The following is a 23,486-nucleotide window of genomic DNA, read 5'->3' on the forward strand; positions in this document are numbered from 1 at the left end:
GACAAGTGAACAAATTAGTTAAAAGAAAGGAATTATAATTATGGTCACTATTAACTCATATTCAGATGAATTTAAAAAACAAATAGTAGCTTTATATCAAAGTGGCAAATCAGTATCTTGCCTTGTTAAAGAATACAATGTTACAAGAGCAGCTACTTACAATTGAATTAAGCAATTTACTAATTCAGGTAGTTTTAAAACTAAAGATAATCTTTCAGATTTAGAAAAACAATTAATTCAAGCAAATAAAGAATTAAAACAGTTACGAATGGAAATTGATATTTTAAAGCAAGCAGCACTAATAATAGGCAGAAAGTAGAGATTATTGCAAATAATAAATCTAAATATAAAATTCGCACAATGTGTCATTTTTTAAAACTCTCTAAATCAACATATTATTTTAATTTAAAGAAAAAAAATAAAATTCAAAATAATATTTATGAACAAGCTGTTATTAGTGCTTTTAAAGAAAATAAAGAAGTTTATGGTACTAGAAGATTAAAAGTCATACTAGCAAACCAAGAAATTTATTTATCACGCAGAAAAATTAAAGAAATTATGAATAAGCATAATTTAATATCAAAATACACTAAATTATCATTCAAAAATTATCATAATAAAGTCAATGATAGTCAAATAACCAATCTTGTTAATAGAAACTTTAATAATAGAATTAAAAATGAAGTTATTGTTAGTGATTTAACTTATGTTCAAGTTAATGGTAAATGAAACTATATTTGCCTATTAATCGACCTATTTAACCGCGAAATTATTGGACATAGTGTTGGAGTTAAAAAAGATGCATCATTAGTATATCAAGCATTTATGCAATCAAATCACTGTTTAAAAGATATTGAAATATTTCATACTGATCGCGGTAATGAATTCAATAATAAAACTATTGATAAACTTTTATTAGCTTTCAACATAACTCGATCTTTAAGCAAAAAAGGATGTCCTTATGACAATGCTGTTGCTGAAGCAACTTTTAAAACTTTCAAAATTGAATTTATTAATGATAAAAATTTTACATCATTAATCCAATTAAAATTAGAATTATTTGATTACATCAATTGATATAACAACATAAGAATTCACAGTACTCTAAACTACCTAACTCCAATTAGTTATCAAAAACAAATGTCTACCAAAAAATAGTCCTAAAAAGGGTTGCCATTCCAAAAATGGTTAATTTTAAATTCTATCAAATAAATACAGCAATCCAGTTATTATAAATTAAAATTAAAAATTTTTAAAAAATCAAGAATAAAATAAAACTTATTAAATCATCTTTAATAAGAATTTTTGAGTTATAAAAGTAAGTATTATTGTTGACTAATATTTTTCAAGTGTTAAGATTAACATACAATTGCATATTGAAGTCTAAATTATTCTCGTCTAAACTTATAATTTAAAGACAAATTTGAATATTATTGACAACATCGGTACGCTCCCAACTTTTTTAATCAATCATTATTTTTTTCATTAAATAACTTGGTTAAAATTGCTACATCTTCTTCAAAAATTTTTCTTTCTTTAAACAAATAATTAATCATTTTTACTCAATTAATTTCATCTTTATATTTTCTAAAAATAATACGTTTAAATAACGTATTCTTATCTTTTTCTGGCATATTTAATTTTCCTTTCAATGTTTTTTAAATAACATTATAACATCAAATATAATGATAAAAACTTTTACAATAGTATATAATTATAAATAAGTAAGGCTTAAAAATAAATATAACTTTTAGGAGGAAAATATGGAAAAGAAACTTTTAACTTATCCTCATGATATATCAAAAAAATTATTAATCATACTAGGTATAAGTAAAATTGCAATTGGTTTGTCTATCTTATTTGTTTTTATTACAAACTTAATTATCTATACTAATTCAGGATTAATATTTCCTTTTAGAGAAATAACATAAAATAAATTTACAAAATAAAAAATGAGTATAAATGCTTTAAAACATTTATACTCATTTTAAATTTATATTAATTTTAAAAATTCTAAAATTCGATTTAATTCTTTGTGATTACTATAATTGATGATTAGTTGTTTTTTATTGATTTTTACTTTAGTATCTAAAGTTCTTGATAAAGTATTTTCTAATGCTACTAAATGAAGATCTAACTTTTTATTAACATTTTGTTTTTGATTTAAACTTAATTGTTGCATCTTAATAACATCTTCAACCTTACGAACACTTCATTGTTCACTATATGCCCTTTTAGCAATAGTTACCATTAAATTAAGATTAGTACCTAAACTTAATAATGGTTTAACATGACCCATTGTTAATTCATTGCGTTGAAGCATTTGTAAAATCTCTACTGGCAATTGCAAAATTCGTAAAGTATTAGCAATGTGACTACGTGATTTATTAACTTTTTGTGAGAGTTGTTCTTGAGTTCATTTCATTTTACTAATTAAAGTTTGATATGCCTGTGCTTCTTCAAAAGCATTCAAATCAACACGTTGAATATTTTCAATCAAAGCAAATTCCATTAATTGTTGATCTGTTACTTCAATAGTTACTGCAGAGATCTCTGTTAAACCTGCTAATTTTGCAGCTTTAGTTCTACGTTCACCAGCAACTAATTGAAAAACACCATCTGTTATCGTTTTTTTAACAATAATTGGTTGAATTAAACCATGAATTTTAATTGAATCACTTAGTTCTTTAATTTCTTGTTCATTAAATACTACACGTGGTTGATATGGATTAGGAATAATTTTAGCAAGAGAAATAGTTTGTGAAAAAGTTTTAGCAATTTCTGGTGAACTTTCAATGTTAGTTATCAAATCATTTAAACCTTCACCAAAAATTGATGCTAAACCTTTAGCAGAAATACGATTTTTTTTATCATTAGACATTATTTAACACCTCGTTCACTAAACTTTGATAAGCAATAGCACCACTGCAACGTGGCCGATAACTAAAAATATTTTTACCATGACTTGGTGCTTCACTTAGGGTTACATTTCTTGGAATATAATTTTTATAAACTTTTTCTCTAAAATTTTTTTGAATTTCTTTGATAACTTCAACAGAAGAAGTTGTTCTAATATTAACCATAGTTAATAAAATGCCTTCAATTTCTAAATTGGGATTAAATAATTGTTGTACTAAACGAATAGTAGATAATAATTGTACCAAACCACCTAATGCATAAAACTCAGCTTGTAACGGAATAATAACTGAATTAGCTGAAGCTAAAGCATTACGATTAACTAATCCTAAACTAGGCGGACAGTCAATAATAATAAAATCATATACTTCCTTTACGGGTTCTAATTTTTCTAATAAAATATTTCTTTTATTACGAGATTGCTCTAATAAAAATATTTCGGCTCCCGCCAAAGAAATGGTCGATGGTAATAAATCTACTCCTTGACAAACTTCAGTTTTAATGACTTTTTCCAATGGAACATCATGTACTAAAACATCATATATATCTTGTTCAACTTTATCAGCAGCAAAACCCATTGAAATAGTAGCACTACCTTGTGGATCCAAATCAATAAGTAACACTTTTTTATTTTTTATACCTAAACCTGCAGCAAGATTAGTAGCAGTAGTTGTTTTTCCAACTCCACCTTTTTGATTAGCAATTGCAATAATTTTGCCCATAATAATTACCTTTCTAAATTAATAGACTAATATTTTATCCTACTAATTAAGTTTAACACTAATTTTAATTAATATTATTTACAAAGGTTTACTTTTAATTTGTTGATAAGGTCTTGGATATTTTAAAGCACATAATTTATATTTTTGAAAATGAAGGATTGTTCTTTGACCATAGTTGTTTGGTAATTGAACAGTAAATTGATTAATTAACTTTGCACCCATTGTGTTAATACTATTTTGTGCCAACGCAAGTTCTTCTTCAACTTTAAGACCCTTATAGGCAATAAATAATCCTTCAACTTTTACTAATCCTAAACATAATTCACTTAAAATATTTAGCGGTGCTAATGCTCTTGCTGTTACAATATCAAATGTTTCATGATATTGATGAGCAAATGCTTCTGCTCTTTGATTAATTATATAAACGTTTTCTAAGTTTAATTCAGTAATTACTGTTTTTAGAAATTGACATTTCTTTGTATTTGATTCAATAATGGTTAATTGTAATTTGGGAAAACAAATTTTTAAAATTATTCCTGGTATACCAGCACCACTACCAACATCACAAATATTTTGATCATCCAAAGTGATGTTATTACTAATTAAAAGAGCATCATAGAAATGTTTATAATAAACTTCTACTTCTTCAATAATTGTTGTTAAGTTATATTTTTTATTTTCAGCAATTAAAATTTTATAATACCGACTTAATTGTTGTTCCATTATTGGTGTTAAAGTTAAATTAGTTAAACCTATAGTTCAATCTTTATTCATTGCTTACTCCTAAATCAATCTTTTAATAAAATACTTTATTTAAAGTAGACTATAAATATAATGCTTTAAATAATTAAATATAATTTAATTATAATTTTATATTTAATTATAATGTTTTTTTAGTATATGCTTGAAATTTTATCACATAACTACTATCCTTCAAAATTTAATGTTATTTTTAATTAATTATTAATTAAATAATTTAAAATGCTTAAAATATCATTTTCGTTGTATTTTCTTTAAACTCAAATATAATTAACACATATAATAAGAATTATTAAACAAATTATAAAAGTTTTTTAACTCATTGCTTAATTTAAAGTAAATGAGTTTTTATGTTTTAATTGATACCATTGAAAGGAAAAATAAAAAAATGAAAATTTTACTTAATTTTTCAAAGGAACTAACAAAATCTATTAATAATAGTTCATTAAACACCATTATAGAAATTAATAATTGAACAAATCCTATCCAAGAACATAAAAACAAACTTGAAGAAATATATCAAAATTTTCTAAAATCACAAGAATTATCAAAGGTTTTATTTAATAAATCAATAAATACATATAAACCACATTTCATAAATAAAATGAAAAGAGAAGTACTATTTATTAAAATAAATGAAGAAAAAAAAGATATAAATCTACAAAATATAAATAAATTAACTACACATGAAATTCAAATACTCACAAAAAAAGAAGTACAGAGATTGACAACTGAAGAAATAGTAATTTTAACACCAAGACAAATACAAGCATTTACAGAATGACAAATGACTTGATTCACCATTGAACAAATCCAAATATTGACAAAATTACAAATTCAATCATTGACAGAAAAACAAATAGAATCATTTACTACTTTACAAATTTCTTGATTCACCAAAAAAACAAATATCATGATTCACAAAAATACAAATTACTTGACTTAGAAAAAAACAAATAGCAGCATTTACAGAAATACAAATAAAAGCATTAACCAAAAAACAAATACCAGCACTCACAAGCGAACAAGCAGCAGCACTTACTGTTTGACAAATCACTTGATTTACCAAAAAACAAATACCACAATTTACAGAAACACATATAGCAACATTCACAAAAGATAAGATTTCTTGATTTACGAAAAAACAACTACCCGCATTCACAATAGAACAAATACCCGCATTCACAACACATCAAATTAAAGCAATGACTGAATGACAAATTAGTTTATTTACAAAAAAACAAATACCCTGATTTACAGCAGAACAAATAGCAGCATTTCTATCTGAACAAATAGCAACATTCACAATAGAGCAAATACAAGCACTTACTACAGAACAAATACCCGCACTAACAGAAAAACAAATACAAGCACTCACAGAAAATCAAATGAAAGCATTAACTCTAAATCAAATTAAATGATTTGATTATAAACAAATACAAGTACTAACAGAAAAACAAATTTCTACTTTTACACCGATACAAATACAAATGTTTATACCAGAACAAATACAAGCACTCACAGAAAAACAAATAAAAGCACTCACAGAAAAACAAATACCCGCATTTACAGTTTCACAAATCCAAGCATTTACCGAAAATCAAATAGCATATTTTAAAACTTCGCAAACTATTATCTTAACATCAAGACAAATACAAGCATTCACAACTAAACAAATTCAATGATTTACAAATTCACAAATTTATTATTTAAAAATCTCACAAGTACAAGCATTGACAACTAAACAAATAAGTTCACTTAACTACAATAAAGTTAAAATGTTTACCTCACAATGAACTAAAAAATTCAAAGTTTCACAAATACAAGCACTCACAGAAAAACAAATAAAATGAATTGATTATGAACAAATACCAGATTTTACCAAAGAACAAATACAAATATTTACAATAGAGCAAATACAAGCACTAACACCAAAGCAAATACCCTCATTGACTATTTTACAAATTAGTTGATTTACAATAGAGCAAATACAAGCACTAACACCAAAACAAAATAGAGTATTTACAGAAAATCAAATTCAATCCTTTACAAAAGAACAAATACCCGCATTCAGAATAGAACAAATACCATATTTCACAACAAAACAAATCTCAGCACTAATTATTTCAAAAAAAATATATGCTCTTACAATTGAACAAATACAAGCACTCACAATCGAACAAATAACAGCTTTAACACCCCAACAAATACCATTACTAACAGCAGAACAAATAGAAGCATTGACAAGAGAACAAATTAGTTGACTTACAAATCAACAAATAGAAGCACTCACAAAAGAACAAATACCCGCATTAAGTCCAAGAAAAATGGGAGCATTAAGTCTAGAAAAAAGAAAAATATTAAAATTATTAATTAATAAATACCAAAATCAAGAACAAAAAAGCAAATCTAAAAAAGATTTAACAAAAAAAATTTACCAACAAGAAGCAGAAAAAAAAGAAAGTATTAGCAGTACAAATCAAGAATATAAAGAATCTATATTATTAGAAAATGTAAAACCATTAAATTCACACATTAAATGATCAAAATCTTTGCATGAAGAAATAACAAAATATGAAAACCAAGATCTTAATATAACAACTAATCAATTTATTGGAAATGTTTAGTAATCTGTGTAACTTACAAAAATAACTATGTTTAATTAATTCTAGTAAATATAATTAAATGACTAGAAAGAGTGAGTTACAGATGGCTAAAAAAGATAACTTTAATAATAATGATCCAATATCAAAAGCAGTAGATTTATTACTAGAAAATACTGAAGATTTAACAACAGTTTTTAAACCTGGCGGTTTATATAAAGAATTAACAAAAAGATTAGTTGAAAAAATGTTGAATTCTTAAATGCAAAATTATTTAGGATATGAAAAAAATCAACATAGTACTACTGAAAATGCTCGTAATGGTACAAGTTCAAAAAAATTAATAACTCAACAAGGTAAAATTGAAATTGATGTACCAAGAGATCGCAATAGTAATTTTGAGGCTTTTTAATAATCTGTGTATCTTTGTTTTACAAAGTTACTAATTTAGATTAATTCTGTCTTCAAATTTTATCATAAAATGAGCAATTGCTGTATTTCAATTTTGAATAGGCAATGTTCATTTTTTTGTTATATTTTCAATTGCCAAGTAAAATATTTTGAAAACTGCCATATCATTAGGAAAAACTTTTTTATTTCTGATGATTTTTCGTAATTGACTATTAACAGATTCAATAGCATTTGTAGTATAAATCACTCTTTTGATTTCTACTGGATAACTAATAAAAACCATTAAATTATCTCAATTTTTATATCAAGATTTAGTAATTTGAGGATATTGTTTATTTCATTTACTTTCAAACGATTCTAAAGCTTGCATTGCTTGTTCTTCACTACATGCACTATAAATTGGTTTTAAATCTGCAACTAGACCTTTTCGATGTTTGTATGAAACATATTTTAAACTATTTCTAATTTGATGAACAATGCATAATTGATGTTCTGTTTTAGGATAAACTGATTGTATTGCTTCTGACATGCCTGTTAAATTATCACTACAAGCAATAAGAATATCATTTAAGCCACGATTTTTCATTTCTGTGAAATTAGATAATCAAAACTTAGAACCTTCATTTTCACTAATTCATAATCCTAAAACATCTTTTTTGCCTTCTAAATCAACTCCTAATGCTATATAAACTGATTTGTTAATAATCCGTTTATCTTGTCGTACTTTAACTACTATACAATCAAAATAAACAATAGGATAAATACTTTCTAATGGTCGATTTTGTCATGCTTTAACATCATCAATAACATCATCAGTAATTTGACTAATAACACTTTCACTAATATCAGCACCATGATATAACTCTTGCAACTGCATTCTAATGTCAGATAATGTCATTCCTTTTGCATACAAGGAAAGAACTTGTTGATCAAAACCATCAAATCTTCTTTGCCTTTTAGGAACTATTACAGGAGTAAAATTACTATTGCGATCTCTTGGTACATCAATTTCAATTTTACCTTGTTGAGTTATTAATTTTTTTGAACTTGTACCATTACGAGCATTTTCAGTAGTACTATGTTGATTTTTTTCATATCCTAAATAATTTTGCATTTCAGAATTCAACATTTTTTCAACTAATCTTTTTGTTAATTCTTTATATAAACCGCTAGGTTTAAAAACTGTTGTTAAATCTTCAGTATTTTCTAGTAATAAATCTACTGCTTTTGATATTGGATCATTATTATTAAAGTTATCTTTTTTAGCCATCTGTAACTCACTCTTTCTAGTCATTTAATTATATTTACTAGAATTAATTAAACATAGTTATTTTTGTAAGTTACACAGATTACTAAACATTTCCAATAATATTTTAAATAAATAAGAGGAAGGTAATCTAAGATAAGATATATTCATATTTTATTTTTTTTCTGTTGATGATGTTTTTTCTGCTTGTAATGGATTAGTAATACTTACACCTTTGTATGTCTTGCATTTCATACAGGCATGATGTGGTTTAGTAATTGCTCCACAATTTAAACAGTTAGTTGTAGTTGTTGCAGATAAACTATCATGGGCACGACGTGTATTTTTACGCATTTTTGACGTTCTTCTTGCTGGTACTGCCATAGTCTGTTGCCTCCTTACTTTCGTATCTCATAAATTATATATTGATTTATCAGAAAAATCTATTTTTTTTGATAAGTTTTTCAAATTTTTGGAAATAAAATACTAATAAATCAAATATTTTATTTGGAATGATAAAAAGATTGGTGAAATATTTAAAAATAGAATGTAATTATGAGAAACTGCGAGGCTTTTTAATAATCTGTGTATCTTTGTTTTACAAAGTTACTAATTTAGATTAATTCTGTCTTCAAATTTTATCATAAAATGAGCAATTGCTGTATTTCAATTTTGAATAGGCAATGTTCATTTTTTTGTTATATTTTCAATTGCCAAGTAAAATATTTTGAAAACTGCCATATCATTAGGAAAAACTTTTTTATTTCTGATGATTTTTCGTAATTGACTATTAACAGATTCAATAGCATTTGTAGTATAAATCACTCTTTTGATTTCTACTGGATAACTAATAAAAACCATTAAATTATCTCAATTTTTATATCAAGATTTAGTAATTTGAGGATATTGTTTATTTCATTTACTTTCAAACGATTCTAAAGCTTGCATTGCTTGTTCTTCACTACATGCACTATAAATTGGTTTTAAATCTGCAACTAGACCTTTTCGATGTTTGTATGAAAAATATTTTAAACTATTTCTAATTTGATGAACAATGCATAATTGATGTTCTGTTTTAGGATAAACTGATTGTATTGCTTCTGACATGCCTGTTAAATTATCACTACAAGCAATAAGAATATCATTTAAGCCACGATTTTTCATTTCTGTGAAATTAGATAATCAAAACTTAGAACCTTCATTTTCACTAATTCATAATCCTAAAACATCTTTTTTGCCTTCTAAATCAACTCCTAATGCTATATAAACTGATTTGTTAATAATCCGTTTATCTTGTCGTACTTTAACTACTATACAATCAAAATAAACAATAGGATAAATACTTTCTAATGGTCGATTTTGTCATGCTTTAACATCATCAATAACATCATCAGTAATTTGACTAATAACACTTTCACTAATATCAGCACCATGATATAACTCTTGCAACTGCATTCTAATGTCAGATAATGTCATTCCTTTTGCATACAAGGAAAGAACTTGTTGATCAAAACCATCAAATCTTCTTTGCCTTTTAGGAACTATTACAGGAGTAAAATTACTATTGCGATCTCTTGGTACATCAATTTCAATTTTACCTTGTTGAGTTATTAATTTTTTTGAACTTGTACCATTACGAGCATTGTCACTATTACTATGTTGATTTTTTTCATATCCTAAATAATTTTGCATTTCAGAATTCAACATTTTTTCAACTAATCTTTTTGTTAATTCTTTATATAAACCGCCAGGTTTAAAAACTGTTGTTAAATCTTCAGTATTTTCTAGTAATAAATCTACTGCTTTTGATATTGGATCATTATTATTAAAGTTATCTTTTTTAGCCATCTGTAACTCACTCTTTCTAGTAATTTAATTATATTTGCTAGAATTAATTAAACATAGTTATTTTTGTAAGTTACACAGATTACTAAACATTTCCTATAATTCCTTTCTTTTAACTAATTTGTTCACTTGTCTATGTAATTAGTGTCCAATAAAGTGTAACCCATCCAGTTTTTCTTTTTTGTATATTTCTTCTTCTAATTGAATTTTTTCTTCTTCTCAAATACTTTGTTTTCTAATTTGTTCTCTTGTAATATTTTTATTTTCTTTTAGACTATTATTTTTTAGTTTTTCATTTTCTTCAATTAGTTTTCTTTTTTTTAAAATTTCTTTTTTTATATTTTCTTGTTGTTGTTCAAGTTCTTGTTTTTCTTTTTTTTGATCTTGAAGCTGATTTTTTCAAAATAAAATATCTTTATATTCATCTAAAATTGTTACAGCATTATATTTAAAATTGTCGAAGTTAATATTGTTTTCTTTTTCTTGTTTTAATGACTCGATTTTACTTTTAATTTTTTCTAATTCTTTTTTTATTTCTTCAATTAATAAAATATCATTTTGTGTTTGTGATATTTCTTCTGTATTTGAAATTGAAGTTGATGCTGGTGATACATAATTTTTGAATTTTGTTCATACTGTTCATATATCATTATTTGTTTCTTGTATATTTTCACTATCTGTTGAAATAATAGAAACTGTCTCTGAATTTTCTATATGACTTTTTGATGGGTTATCATTAATTATTACATCTGTTAATTGATTATTAGTATCATTTTTTACTGAATTTAAATGTTAAGCCACCATGTCTTTCTTTTTTTCTTCCTTTTTTATTTTTAAATGTAGAATTTGATTGGTTTAAAATATCTTTAATGTCTTGCTGTGCTGTTATTTTTTGAAATATTTCTGATTTATTTTTGTCTGCCATTTTAATGCCTCCTTTTAACAAAAAATCCATTTACTTTCCTATAAAAGTAATTGGTTAAAATTTATATATACTATATAACGGTTGTATATTATCAAATTTTATGTATTTTACAATTAATTAAGTTTTTATTAAAAATAAATTTAAAGTATGTAAAATTTATATAAATAAGTTAAAGTTAATAGTAAATGATTTATTTTTTTGTTTTTTAAAATCATTGAAAAATTAGAGTTTCAAATGAATGATCTAGCAAAAGATATAAATAAGAACGTAAATGGGACTAAAAATAAAATTAAAATTCCTCATCATTACATTTTAGAAATAACAAAAGAAAATAACTTTGAAAATAATAACAAACCAAATATTACTATTAATAAAATTAATTGTCATAAATCCTTTTTATTTATATTCTTTATTATTTTTTTAATAAACTGTTTAATTAATTTGCAATAAATTGATTGTTTGATATTAAACTAAGATTTCTTGTATAATTATAAATAAGTATTATTAGTAGGTGGTTTTTATGTTTCGACGTTTTCTATTATTCACTATAATTTTGCCAACAATAACTACTATTAGTAGTAGTATTTATGCTTGTACTTGAAATTTACAACCAACAGTTTTATTAATAACAAGTTATCAACAAGCACAAAATCAAAACATTTATGACCGACTTGTTTATCAAAAGTTACAAACTTTTTATGGTAAAGATCATGTAGTAACATTGTTTAGTTCTCAAGATGATAATTATTATGCATTAATGTTGAGAAACTTTTTATCTACATATAATATCAAAAAAGTTTATATTTTAAATCCTAGTTTTCAAAAGTATATTCCACATCATAGTGAAACTAGTAGTTATTCTACTAAAAACTTAATTAGAGTATTACAACAATTTCAGAATGTTAAATTTTATTTTTTTAATAATATTATTGCTGATACGGTTAAAGTCACTAATAATATTTATGATATTAGATATAATATTGATAACGTAACTAGTAGCCATTTAAATTATGGCAGTAAAATTGCTGAACATTTTGTTGAAAATGTTCAGGATGGAATAATAAATAAAAAATATAACTTTGATGTTGATGACAACGGTAAATTGATAGTTAGAATTGGTATTATTAATAATATTGGCATTGATTATGATCAAACTATTTTGAATCAATTTGCTGAGATAATTAATGGTATTGATAATCCAAAAATTACATATAAAATTATTTATGCTAATCCTCATGATAGTTTTGTAACAAGTAATATTTATAGTGCTGATAGTGTTGCCGGTGTTGGTCAGATTGCCCAATCATTATATGAGAAACATGGTGTTAATTTTATTATTAATACTAATTATTGATATAACAGTATTATTGCCTATACTGCTAGGTTAATATCTTCACGTCCAACCTATAGTAAAACTATTAGTTTTGTTGGATCGAATATTATTAATAATAATGACTATGTTTATGATAATATTAATTATTTAGCTTTTGGTTTTATGCCTGATTTGGAAATTATTGATGAAACATTTAAAGAAGAGATTAATCCTAATTTTAAAATTATACCTAGTGCTTCAGAAAGTAAAATCCAAACTTATGGTGTTAATAACATTGATTTTACTAATCAGTATGGAGATATATAATTATGGAAAAAACAATATTGAAGTTACAAAAAATTAGTAAATATTATGATACTCGTGTTATATTTGAAAATGTTAATTTAGAAATAACACAAGAAATTCATGCCATTGTTGGTAATAATAGCGTTGGTAAATCAACATTAATTAGAATGCTTGCTGGTTTTGAACAACCTTCTAAAGGAAAAATTGTTATTAATAGTTTAAGAAAAGGATGTTATTTTCCTCGTGATCCTAGTGAAATGCTTTATTTTAGAATGGCTTATGCTGGTCAAGATGATTTTTTCTTAGACAATCTTACTGTTAAACAAAATATTATACTTGGTAATGAACCAACTATTGCTAAAATTTTTCCTAATTGAAAAGAAGCTGAATTTAAAATTAATAATTTAATGGAAAAATATAAAATTAAGCTTAATTTAAATAAGAGAGTATCAACACTTGCGATTGAAGAATTAAAAAAATTATCTTTACTTCGTGCTTTATTCAAAGAACCTAAAATATTGTTGTTAGATGAACCAACTGTTGGTTTATCTGATAGTCAAAAAGTAGAGTTTTGAATGATTTTTAAAACATTTCGTAATGAAGAAATAACGGTCCTTTTCACAACTAGAGATGAAGAATTTGCTAAAATGGTTGCTAACCGAGTATCTTGAATTGAAAACTTAAATATTGGTAAAACAAAAGTAATGAAATTAGAAGAAAATACTAAATTGTTTACAACTAATTATTGAGGTAAGATTTTTAATTATAAAAAACCAAAATCGATAAATTCAGTACCAATGCTTTATATTGATAATCTTTCTTTGAATAAACCCAATATTTCAAATTTTCATAAAATTGAATTTGCAATTCGCCCTGGTGAAATATATGGTATTTATGATTATGAAAACCTTTATAGCGAGGTTTTACTTGAAAGTATAGTACGTATGATTAAAACGCAAACAGGACGCATTTTTTTTCAAGAACAAGAAGTAACTTATTTTAAACCGCAAGAAATTAGTAATTTAGGAATTGATTGAATATCTGGACATTATAGTAATACTGCTATAATTCCTGATGCCACTTTATTTGAAAATTTTACCTTTTGAAATTATAATAAAGAAAAATATGTAACTAAATCCGGAGTTGTCAAAACAGCCGTTGTTAATAAAAAGGTACGAGAAATTATTAAAAAATATCAAATATTTAACGATAATAATATTTTTATTAAAATTAATAAATTATCAAAAGGAGAAATGCAGAAATTTGTATTAGCAAGAAGTATTGAAGAGCAACCACAATTATTAATTTTATCTAATCCATTTTCTGATTTAGATGAAAATTCTTCGTTATTAATTATTAAAAAGATAATAGAGTTACGCGAAAGTGGTTCAAGTATTTTAATTATTGATACTGATCCGTACTTATTACAATTATTGTGTCAACGAGTAGCAGTTATTTATCACAAACAATTTGTTTGTAAATTGGAAAATAAAAATGTTAAAGTTGAAATAATGAACAATCCAGCACTATGGAATGATTATCCTATTACAAATGAAATAATTGTTAAAACTGATAAAATGTATCAATTGCCACAAACAAAGTGAAGTTTGAAAAAGAAAAAAATAATTAGAACAATTAATTATTTGAAAAGACCATTTGTCAAAATTACTAGTTGAATTAATAAAAAAATGGAAAATATTAGGTCAAGGTTGGATTAAAAGATGTTGGAAAATATTAAAAAATGAAATTTTTGATTAGTGGGTGCATTATTATTACTAATAACTCTATTTTTTGTTAGTTTATTAATGTTATGTTTACAAGTTAATCCATTATCATTTTGGAAAACTATTTTTATTAATCCTTTAACTAATTTAGTAAGTTTTAGTAATTTAATTGAAACATATAGTGTATTAATATTAACAGGATTAGCAGTAGCTATTACTTTTAAGTATCGTATTTATAACTTTGGAGTTAGTGGTCAAATGTTATTTAGTGCTATGATAACATATGTATTGGCAGTAGCTATTTATAAAAGTGGTGGTTATAGTCAATGAATTACTCCTTTTCTTTTATTAATTGCAGTTTTAATTGGTGCTTTAGCTGGTTTAATTATTGCAATTTTAAAAACTTATTTTAAAATTCATGAAATTATTAGCACTATTTTATTTAATTTTATTGCTTGAGAAGGATATAAAGGTTTAATAGCCAGTAATGTTTATCATAACTTAAAAATTCCAACACAAATTACTAATCTTAGATTTTCATTAATTAGTGGACCTTTTAGCATTAGTAATTTATTTTCTGCTTGTATTATTATTGCTATTATTGTCTTATTAATCGCAATTATTATTTTTAATAATCGCACTCTTGGTTTTAAATTAAATGCAATTGCTAAAAACCCCGTTGCTGCAAAATATGCCAGATTAAATCCCCAATATCAGGGTTTAATAATTTTACCAATTTCAGGAGCGATAGCAGGAATTGCTGGTTATCTTTATTTTTTAGGAGTTAATAATAATTTACCTTCGCTTTCTGCTCCAATTCAAGAAGGATTTTATGGGGTAGTAGTAGCTGCTTTAGCGGGATATACGCCAGGAGTTATTTTATTTTCATCATTTTTTATGAGTTTATTTATTAGTCCTATTGAAAATAATGCTTTTATGTATTTGAAAAATCCAGAAATTGCAATAATAGTATTATCAATAACCATTTACATTATTGGTATTTATCCTTTTATTTGGCATTACTTAACTCATTCTATTGCTATTAAAGAATATTTAATAAGACTAAAAAAGAAGTTAATATGAAAAAAAGAATTAATTAAGGATGAACAACAAAATGTTAAAATTGTTAATGTTGAATCAAAATCTTCAAAAATTTTTAAAAAAAATAAAATATTTAAAAGGAAAAGGAGAAAAAAATAATTATGTTACTCTCATTTTCAACAATTTTAGTTAATACATTATTATTTGCTTGTCCATTATTGTTGTTATGTATAGGTGGAATTTTAAATACTAGAGCAGGAATTGTTAATTTTGGTTTTGATGGTATTATGTGTACTGGTGCTGCCACATATTGTATAATTGTTTCACAATTAAAAAATAATTTGGGTGGTGGAGTTGCAATTTTGGCATTTTTTATCACTATTATCATTGGAATTGTATTTGGCTTAATTCATAGTTTAGCAACCTTATTGTTTAGAACTAATCAATTTTTAGTATCAATGGTTATTAATTACTTTGGTTATGGATTAGCAGTAATTTTACCATTAACATTTACTGGAGAAATAAATTATTCATTAGCAAGTATTTATATTTATCAATTTTCTTGAATTGCAATTTTGGTAACCTTTTTAGCAATTTATATTTTTGCAGCTATTTTATTTTTGACTAAGCTTGGATTATACATTAGAGGAATTGGTGAGAATCCAACCGCAGTAGCTTTAAATTATATTCATGTTCGTCGTTCTCGATTTTATATTTCGCTATTTTCTAGTTCTTTAGCTTGTTTTTCAGGTGCTTTATTTGTTTATGTACTTCCAAGTACTTTTATTTATAGTAATAATTTTGCTGGTATTGGTTTTTTGGCAATTGCTTTATGAATGATGGCACACAGTAGATTTTTTTTAACTTCTATTATTTGTTTTATTTTTTCTTTTTTATATCAGTATATAAATGCTTCACAAACATTTATAGTTATTAGTAATAATATTCCAAGTTGATTATGGGGTATGTTTCCATATTTAATAGCATTAGTATCATTAATGATTTTTCGTCCTAATACAGAATTGGTAAAAAGTTGAGCGCAACCTTATGTTAAAGCAGGTAGAAAATGACAATAAAATTATATGCTAGCAATATTTTAAAACCTTTATCAAGTTTAATAAATATAATGTTTTAAATGTTTTTTAATAAATTAAGTTTTTATTTTTATTGTGTATAATAAATTTATTAAACAATGAAAAAAGGGGAAATTTAAATTATGGTAAAAAACTTAAATGACAGTTTTGAGAAATTGGCTGAACAGAACAATGAGTGGAATGGCAACCCTTTTTAGGACTATTTTTTGGTAGACATTTGTTTTTGATAACTAATTGGAGTTAGGTAGTTTAGAGTACTGTGAATTCTTATGTTGTTATATCAATTGATGTAATCAAATAATTCTAATTTTAATTGGATTAATGATGTAAAATTTTTATCATTAATAAATTCAATTTTGAAAGTTTTAAAAGTTGCTTCAGCAACAGCATTGTCATAAGGACATCCTTTTTTGCTTAAAGATCGAGTTATGTTGAAAGCTAATAAAAGTTTATCAATAGTTTTATTATTGAATTCATTACCGCGATCAGTATGAAATATTTCAATATCTTTTAAACAGTGATTTGATTGCATAAATGCTTGATATACTAATGATGCATCTTTTTTAACTCCAACACTATGTCCAATAATTTCGCGGTTAAATAGGTCGATTAATAGGCAAATATAGTTTCATTTACCATTAACTTGAACATAAGTTAAATCACTAACAATAACTTCATTTTTAATTCTATTATTAAAGTTTCTATTAACAAGATTGGTTATTTGACTATCATTGACTTTATTATGATAATTTTTGAATGATAATTTAGTGTATTTTGATATTAAATTATGCTTATTCATAATTTCTTTAATTTTTCTGCGTGATAAATAAATTTCTTGGTTTGCTAGTATGACTTTTAATCTTCTAGTACCATAAACTTCTTTATTTTCTTTAAAAGCAATAATAACAGTTTGTTCATAAATATTATTTTGAATTTTATTTTTTTTCTTTAAATTAAAATAATATGTTGATTTAGAGAGTTTTAAAAAATGACACATTGTGCGAATTTTATATTTAGATTTATTATTTGCAATAATCTCTACTTTCTGCCTATTATTAGTGCTGCTTGCTTTAAAATATCAATTTCCATTCGTAAGTGTTTTAATTCTTTATTTGCTTGAATTAATTGTTTTTCTAAATCTGAAAGATTATCTTTAGTTTTAAAACTACCTGAATTAGTAAATTGCTTAATTCAATTGTAAGTAGCTGCTCTTGTAACATTGTATTCTTTAACAAGGCAAGATACTGATTTGCCACTTTGATATAAAGCTACTATTTGTTTTTTAAATTCATCTGAATATGAGTTAATAGTGACCATAATTATAATTCCTTTCTTTTAACTAATTTGTTCACTTGTCTATGTAATTAGTGTCCAATAAAGTGTAACCCATCCATAGTTTAGAGTACTGTGAATTCTTATGTTGTTATATCAATTGATGTAATCAAATAATTCTAATTTTAATTGGATTAATGATGTAAAATTTTTATCATTAATAAATTCAATTTTGAAAGTTTTAAAAGTTGCTTCAGCAACAGCATTGTCATAAGGACATCCTTTTTTGCTTAAAGATCGAGTTATGTTGAAAGCTAATAAAAGTTTATCAATAGTTTTATTATTGAATTCATTACCGCGATCAGTATGAAATATTTCAATATCTTTTAAACAGTGATTTGATTGCATAAATGCTTGATATACTAATGATGCATCTTTTTTAACTCCAACACTATGTCCAATAATTTCGCGGTTAAATAGGTCGATTAATAGGCAAATATAGTTTCATTTACCATTAACTTGAACATAAGTTAAATCACTAACAATAACTTCATTTTTAATTCTATTATTAAAGTTTCTATTAACAAGATTGGTTATTTGACTATCATTGACTTTATTATGATAATTTTTGAATGATAATTTAGTGTATTTTGATATTAAATTATGCTTATTCATAATTTCTTTAATTTTTCTGCGTGATAAATAAATTTCTTGGTTTGCTAGTATGACTTTTAATCTTCTAGTACCATAAACTTCTTTATTTTCTTTAAAAGCACTAATAACAGCTTGTTCATAAATATTATTTTGAATTTTATTTTTTTTCTTTAAATTAAAATAATATGTTGATTTAGAGAGTTTTAAAAAATGACACATTGTGCGAATTTTATATTTAGATTTATTATTTGCAATAATCTCTACTTTCTGCCTATTATTAGTGCTGCTTGCTTTAAAATATCAATTTCCATTCGTAACTGTTTTAATTCTTTATTTGCTTGAATTAATTGTTTTTCTAAATCTGAAAGATTATCTTTAGTTTTAAAACTACCTGAATTAGTAAATTGCTTAATTCAATTGTAAGTAGCTGCTCTTGTAACATTGTATTCTTTAACAAGGCAAGATACTGATTTGCCACTTTGATATAAAGCTACTATTTGTTTTTTAAATTCATCTGAATATGAGTTAATAGTGACCATAATTATAATTCCTTTCTTTTAACTAATTTGTTCACTTGTCTATGTAATTAGTGTCCAATAAAGTGTAACCCATCCAGAGAGTTTAGAAAAAAATATTAAAAAAATAAAAACATTTAAAAATAATGAGAAGAAAATAATTAATAAAATTTCTATTAAGGAAATGTTTAGTAATCTGTGTAAGTTACACAGATTACTAAACATTTCCAAGTTTACTGGTAGTTCAACTCGTGACTTTGGTATTGGTGATTAATTATGTCTAATTTTGTTTTTAGTATATTGCATTTTATTTTTATATTTTCTAGTAAAGATATTCAAATATTTTTAAATCAACCAAATATTACTAATGGATGGGTTACACTTTATTGGACACTAATTACATAGACAAGTGAACAAATTAGTTAAAAGAAAGGAATTATAATTATGGTCACTATTAACTCATATTCAGATGAATTTAAAAAACAAATAGTAGCTTTATATCAAAGTGGCAAATCAGTATCTTGCCTTGTTAAAGAATACAATGTTACAAGAGCAGCTACTTACAATTGAATTAAGCAATTTACTAATTCAGGTAGTTTTAAAACTAAAGATAATCTTTCAGATTTAGAAAAACAATTAATTCAAGCAAATAAAGAATTAAAACAGTTACGAATGGAAATTGATATTTTAAAGCAAGCAGCACTAATAATAGGCAGAAAGTAGAGATTATTGCAAATAATAAATCTAAATATAAAATTCGCACAATGTGTCATTTTTTAAAACTCTCTAAATCAACATATTATTTTAATTTAAAGAAAAAAAATAAAATTCAAAATAATATTTATGAACAAGCTGTTATTAGTGCTTTTAAAGAAAATAAAGAAGTTTATGGTACTAGAAGATTAAAAGTCATACTAGCAAACCAAGAAATTTATTTATCACGCAGAAAAATTAAAGAAATTATGAATAAGCATAATTTAATATCAAAATACACTAAATTATCATTCAAAAATTATCATAATAAAGTCAATGATAGTCAAATAACCAATCTTGTTAATAGAAACTTTAATAATAGAATTAAAAATGAAGTTATTGTTAGTGATTTAACTTATGTTCAAGTTAATGGTAAATGAAACTATATTTGCCTATTAATCGACCTATTTAACCGCGAAATTATTGGACATAGTGTTGGAGTTAAAAAAGATGCATCATTAGTATATCAAGCATTTATGCAATCAAATCACTGTTTAAAAGATATTGAAATATTTCATACTGATCGCGGTAATGAATTCAATAATAAAACTATTGATAAACTTTTATTAGCTTTCAACATAACTCGATCTTTAAGCAAAAAAGGATGTCCTTATGACAATGCTGTTGCTGAAGCAACTTTTAAAACTTTCAAAATTGAATTTATTAATGATAAAAATTTTACATCATTAATCCAATTAAAATTAGAATTATTTGATTACATCAATTGATATAACAACATAAGAATTCACAGTACTCTAAAATACCTAACTCCAGTTAGTTATCAAAAACAAATGTCTACCAAAAAATAGTCCTAAAAAGGGTTGCCATTCCACTAATGAAGTTTATATTTTGTTTAATTTGACTTTTTGATTGGTATTGGGTGTATTTTTTAATTTTATTTATCGTGCTATTAAATTTGTTTTTAGGTCATTGTTTGGGTAGGTGTTAAGTATGAGTGTTTTAGAAATTTACAATAAAATACATCAATGTATAGTTGACTATTGAACTATGTTTATAGGTAATCCAGTTGATGATTTTACTACTATTTTATGAAATTTAGTAATTTATGGAACTCAGTTTTTTATTGGATTTGTTTTGTTTTATGGTTCATGGTGAATTTTAAAATGTTTATTTGGTAAATAATTATGTGATTTAAGTTTGCAAAATTATTTTTTGTTGTAAATACTTCTGTTCAAGCACCAACTAGTTTAATTGCTTCAAATGACCCTAATATTGTTAATTATGATATTACAAAAGAAATGGTTAAACATGTTAAATACCATAGTTTTGATGATTGAGCAACAATTCCATGAAATTCTGCTTATTTTGATGTTGACCAACCGGATTTAAAATTAGTAAGTGGTGAATTTATTGGTAATCAGGGTACTTATATATGTTCTTATTATAGTGATACAGTTGGTGTTCCGTCACAAGAGATAAATATGGGGTCTGGTGTTTATACTTTTAATAGAAAACAATTGGATGAATTTTCACGTATTATGTTTAATCATAATTATGTTGCAGAAAAGAATACTAATCGTTTGAATTTTGTTAATGCTGATAGGAGAGTTATAAATTTTCAAACACAGTTAAATTTTGAAATTGATAAACCTTTAAGTTTTTATATTCAAGGTTTTATGTTTTATTTTGAATATGAATATTTTAAAACTTTTACTGCTAATTTTGTTTTTAGTTTTTTAGATAATGTTGGTGATACAAAGTATGTTTTTAAAGGTAAGGTTGATAATGATATTTATCAGCAAGATTTATATAATTTTGTTACTATGCCTATTCGTGTTCCAAATTTAAGACATTTAACAGTATTTTTTGATGTTCATGGTGATTCATTTTCACATATGTCACCACGGTTAAATTTTGGTCAAATTAATATTTTTTCAAGTGAGAAAGTAACCCCAGTACCACCAAGTAGTCCTTTTAATCTTGAGTATGAGCGTGTTAGTTGATATGATGTTTTTGGTCATTTGCGTAATTCTTTTAGGTGAGTACTTTATGGCGTTGTTGGTAAAGTTTTACCAGTAGAACCATTAAGAGAGTTTTTTACTAAACTTGACGGATTATTGAGACGTATTTTTGATGATACTATTAGTTCTGTTTTAAATGTTGATTTTACTAGTGGTTTAGAACAAGTTTTAACATTGTGAGTATTTTTAAAAGCAGTTGGGTTTTTAGTTGGTTAGGAGTTGAAATAATGCCTTGATATGGTTATGTTCTTTTAGGACTTTTATTATTAATAATATTGTATCCATTTTTAATAACTAGAAAAAATATAAAGATATTACAACGTGTAGGTAGTTATATTATTTCTGCACCTCCAAGAACTGGTAAATCTGCTCTTGCTTGTTGTTTAGCACAAAAACATAAAGGTAAAGTAGTAAGTCCTATTCCTATTAAAGTACGTAATGAATATAGTTATCGTTGTTCTTATGATGATGTTTTTAAATTTAATCAATTAAATAGTAATTATGCTTTTAAAGAGTGTGATATGGTTGTTTTAGATGAGTTAGGTTTGAAAATTAATAGTAATGATTTGTCACCCGAATTTAAAGAAACACAAGAAAGTTTGGGAATGTTTTGTAAATTAATAGGTCATAATTTTAATGGAATTATGTATATGATTGAACAACACCCCGATAGAATACCAAAACAAGCACGTGAAAAAGTGGAATATATTGTGCAAGTTAAAAGAATGCGTATTTTGTTATTTTTAGTTAAGTTTAAACTAAATATTTACACTAATATTGATGATTATAATAAAGTTGTATTATCTAAAAGACAAACAAAGCGAATAATTAAACGTGGTGGTTTACCACCAAGTTATAGTGGTGAAACTATGACTTTTAGTTTATGATTTCCTAGGTCTTATTTACAAATATATAATAGTCGTGCTTTAAATTATATTCATTCTTTAAAGAGTGAATTAAGTACTGTTAAAGACTATGAACAATCACAAGCATTAGATTTTACTGTTGATGATATTAGAGTAGTAGGATTAGATAAGTTGGATAATATATTACAAACTGAAAAGAAAGAAACTGAAAATAATGTATGCCGTGCTTGTTATTATAGAAATAAATATTCTAAGAAAAATAAGAAAGATGTTAAAATAGAGTAAACCTATATTATTGGTCGAAGCCAACCAGAACCTTGGTTGGTTGGCCGTGGCGTTTACGCCACTGGGGTAAGTTGCGAAGCAACTAGGGGCAACGCCCCTATATACTTGTTCTTTTTTAGTATTTGATATTTTTATTTTTTGTTGTTTATAAAGATTATTTAATTCATTAAATTTGTCGATAAGAATTCATATTGATTCATGATATTTTTTTATTTCTAAATTTAGTTGATTAATTTCTATTTTCTGTTTTTCAGT

21 protein-coding genes and 1 pseudogene are annotated in these 23,486 nt (G+C 24.6%); 12 read left to right on the plus strand and 10 right to left on the minus strand.

What is annotated here, in order from left to right; genetic code table 4:
- Positions 1-40: 40 nt before the first annotated feature.
- Positions 41-1,158, plus strand: a protein-coding gene (locus AACK94_RS05970) for an IS3 family transposase (protein ID WP_338975281.1) whose coding sequence is annotated in 2 segments (ribosomal slippage) — positions 41-311 and positions 311-1,158 — 1,119 coding nt in all. Because the reading frame shifts where the segments join, the coding sequence is not laid out codon by codon here.
- Positions 1,159-1,430: 272 nt separating this feature from the next.
- Here AACK94_RS05970 and AACK94_RS05975 read toward each other — a convergent pair.
- On the minus strand, positions 1,431-1,634 hold the full coding sequence (locus AACK94_RS05975) for a hypothetical protein (RefSeq protein ID WP_338975513.1): 204 nt from the start codon (positions 1,632-1,634) through the stop codon (positions 1,431-1,433).
- 129 nt (positions 1,635-1,763) lie between these two features.
- On the opposite strand from AACK94_RS05975, the gene AACK94_RS05980 reads away from it, so the two are divergent.
- Positions 1,764-1,931 carry a hypothetical protein gene (locus AACK94_RS05980; RefSeq protein ID WP_281749041.1) on the plus strand — a complete coding sequence of 56 codons (168 nt, stop codon included), beginning with the start codon at positions 1,764-1,766 and terminating at the stop codon, positions 1,929-1,931.
- Positions 1,932-1,993: 62 nt separating this feature from the next.
- Here the strand turns inward: AACK94_RS05980 and AACK94_RS05985 are convergent, their stop codons facing one another.
- The 3 genes from AACK94_RS05985 to rsmG form a co-directional block, all read right to left on the minus strand.
- Complete coding sequence (locus tag AACK94_RS05985) at positions 1,994-2,881, minus strand: ParB/RepB/Spo0J family partition protein (RefSeq protein ID WP_281749040.1); 888 nt, start codon at positions 2,879-2,881, stop codon at positions 1,994-1,996.
- A complete protein-coding gene (locus AACK94_RS05990) occupies positions 2,874-3,638 on the minus strand; it encodes a ParA family protein (protein WP_174480209.1) in 765 nt (254 codons plus the stop codon). Before AACK94_RS05990 ends, AACK94_RS05985 begins: the two co-directional genes overlap by 8 nt.
- A gap of 78 nt (positions 3,639-3,716) precedes the next feature.
- On the minus strand, positions 3,717-4,412 hold the full coding sequence (gene rsmG, locus AACK94_RS05995) for a 16S rRNA (guanine(527)-N(7))-methyltransferase RsmG (protein WP_338975514.1): 696 nt from the start codon (positions 4,410-4,412) through the stop codon (positions 3,717-3,719).
- Between the two features lie 373 nt (positions 4,413-4,785).
- Here rsmG and AACK94_RS06000 point away from each other — a divergent pair, with 373 nt between their 5' ends.
- From AACK94_RS06000 to AACK94_RS07475, 3 genes and pseudogenes are all read left to right on the plus strand, one after another.
- Complete coding sequence (locus AACK94_RS06000; RefSeq protein ID WP_338975515.1) at positions 4,786-5,343, plus strand: hypothetical protein; 558 nt, start codon at positions 4,786-4,788, stop codon at positions 5,341-5,343.
- Between the two features lie 259 nt (positions 5,344-5,602).
- Entirely contained in the window at positions 5,603-7,024 is a 1,422-nt protein-coding gene (locus AACK94_RS06005; protein ID WP_338975516.1) for a hypothetical protein, read from the plus strand.
- An 82-nt stretch (positions 7,025-7,106) separates the two neighbouring features.
- A pseudogene (locus AACK94_RS07475) lies at positions 7,107-7,403 on the plus strand (transposase); the annotation flags it as partial.
- Between the two features lie 39 nt (positions 7,404-7,442).
- Here the strand turns inward: AACK94_RS07475 and AACK94_RS06020 are convergent.
- The 4 genes from AACK94_RS06020 to AACK94_RS06035 form a co-directional block, all read right to left on the minus strand.
- Positions 7,443-8,681: an IS256 family transposase gene (locus tag AACK94_RS06020; protein ID WP_338975571.1), complete on the minus strand. Its 1,239-nt coding sequence runs from the start codon at positions 8,679-8,681 to the stop codon at positions 7,443-7,445.
- Between the two features lie 150 nt (positions 8,682-8,831).
- Positions 8,832-9,041 (minus strand): 50S ribosomal protein L32, encoded by a 210-nt coding sequence (gene rpmF / locus AACK94_RS06025; protein ID WP_281747878.1) that lies wholly within the window; start codon positions 9,039-9,041, stop codon positions 8,832-8,834.
- Between the two features lie 225 nt (positions 9,042-9,266).
- Positions 9,267-10,505, minus strand: coding sequence for an IS256 family transposase (locus AACK94_RS06030; RefSeq protein WP_338975518.1), 1,239 nt, complete (start codon positions 10,503-10,505; stop codon positions 9,267-9,269).
- Between the two features lie 760 nt (positions 10,506-11,265).
- Entirely contained in the window at positions 11,266-11,427 is a 162-nt protein-coding gene (locus tag AACK94_RS06035; RefSeq protein WP_338974482.1) for a hypothetical protein, read from the minus strand.
- Between the two features lie 520 nt (positions 11,428-11,947).
- Between AACK94_RS06035 and AACK94_RS06040 the strand changes: the two genes are divergently transcribed.
- From AACK94_RS06040 to AACK94_RS06055, 4 genes are read left to right on the plus strand one after another with little or no spacing between them, the layout of a single operon-like run.
- Complete coding sequence (locus AACK94_RS06040) at positions 11,948-13,066, plus strand: hypothetical protein (protein WP_338975520.1); 1,119 nt, start codon at positions 11,948-11,950, stop codon at positions 13,064-13,066.
- Between the two features lie 2 nt (positions 13,067-13,068).
- Positions 13,069-14,763: an ATP-binding cassette domain-containing protein gene (locus AACK94_RS06045; RefSeq protein ID WP_338975522.1), complete on the plus strand. Its 1,695-nt coding sequence runs from the start codon at positions 13,069-13,071 to the stop codon at positions 14,761-14,763.
- A 3-nt stretch (positions 14,764-14,766) separates the two neighbouring features.
- Positions 14,767-15,969 carry an ABC transporter permease gene (locus AACK94_RS06050; protein WP_338975523.1) on the plus strand — a complete coding sequence of 401 codons (1,203 nt, stop codon included), beginning with the start codon at positions 14,767-14,769 and terminating at the stop codon, positions 15,967-15,969.
- 2 nt (positions 15,970-15,971) lie between these two features.
- Entirely contained in the window at positions 15,972-16,886 is a 915-nt protein-coding gene (locus AACK94_RS06055) for an ABC transporter permease subunit (RefSeq protein ID WP_338975524.1), read from the plus strand.
- A 217-nt stretch (positions 16,887-17,103) separates the two neighbouring features.
- Here the strand turns inward: AACK94_RS06055 and AACK94_RS06060 are convergent.
- A protein-coding gene (locus AACK94_RS06060) for an IS3 family transposase (protein WP_338975525.1) occupies positions 17,104-18,221 on the minus strand; the annotation gives its coding sequence in 2 pieces (ribosomal slippage) (positions 17,104-17,951 and positions 17,951-18,221; 1,119 coding nt in all).
- A 39-nt stretch (positions 18,222-18,260) separates the two neighbouring features.
- Positions 18,261-19,369 (minus strand): IS3 family transposase gene (locus tag AACK94_RS06065; protein WP_338975526.1). Its coding sequence is split into 2 segments (ribosomal slippage): positions 18,261-19,099 and positions 19,099-19,369, totalling 1,110 coding nucleotides; the frame shifts between segments, so codons are not numbered across the junction.
- A gap of 420 nt (positions 19,370-19,789) precedes the next feature.
- Between AACK94_RS06065 and AACK94_RS06070 the strand changes: the two genes are divergently transcribed.
- The 3 genes from AACK94_RS06070 (at position 19,790) to AACK94_RS06080 (ending at position 23,231) form a co-directional block, all read left to right on the plus strand.
- Positions 19,790-20,907, plus strand: a protein-coding gene (locus AACK94_RS06070; RefSeq protein ID WP_338975527.1) for an IS3 family transposase whose coding sequence is annotated in 2 segments (ribosomal slippage) — positions 19,790-20,060 and positions 20,060-20,907 — 1,119 coding nt in all. Because the reading frame shifts where the segments join, the coding sequence is not laid out codon by codon here.
- Positions 20,908-21,243: 336 nt separating this feature from the next.
- Positions 21,244-22,296, plus strand: coding sequence for a hypothetical protein (locus AACK94_RS06075; protein WP_338975528.1), 1,053 nt, complete (start codon positions 21,244-21,246; stop codon positions 22,294-22,296).
- 11 nt (positions 22,297-22,307) lie between these two features.
- Positions 22,308-23,231: a hypothetical protein gene (locus AACK94_RS06080; RefSeq protein ID WP_338975529.1), complete on the plus strand. Its 924-nt coding sequence runs from the start codon at positions 22,308-22,310 to the stop codon at positions 23,229-23,231.
- The last annotated feature ends 255 nt before the right edge of the window (positions 23,232-23,486 follow it).

Source organism: Spiroplasma endosymbiont of Monopis laevigella, assembly GCF_964019975.1.
GTDB lineage: Bacteria > Bacillota_I > Bacilli_A > Mycoplasmatales > VBWQ01 > Spiroplasma_E > Spiroplasma_E ixodetis_A.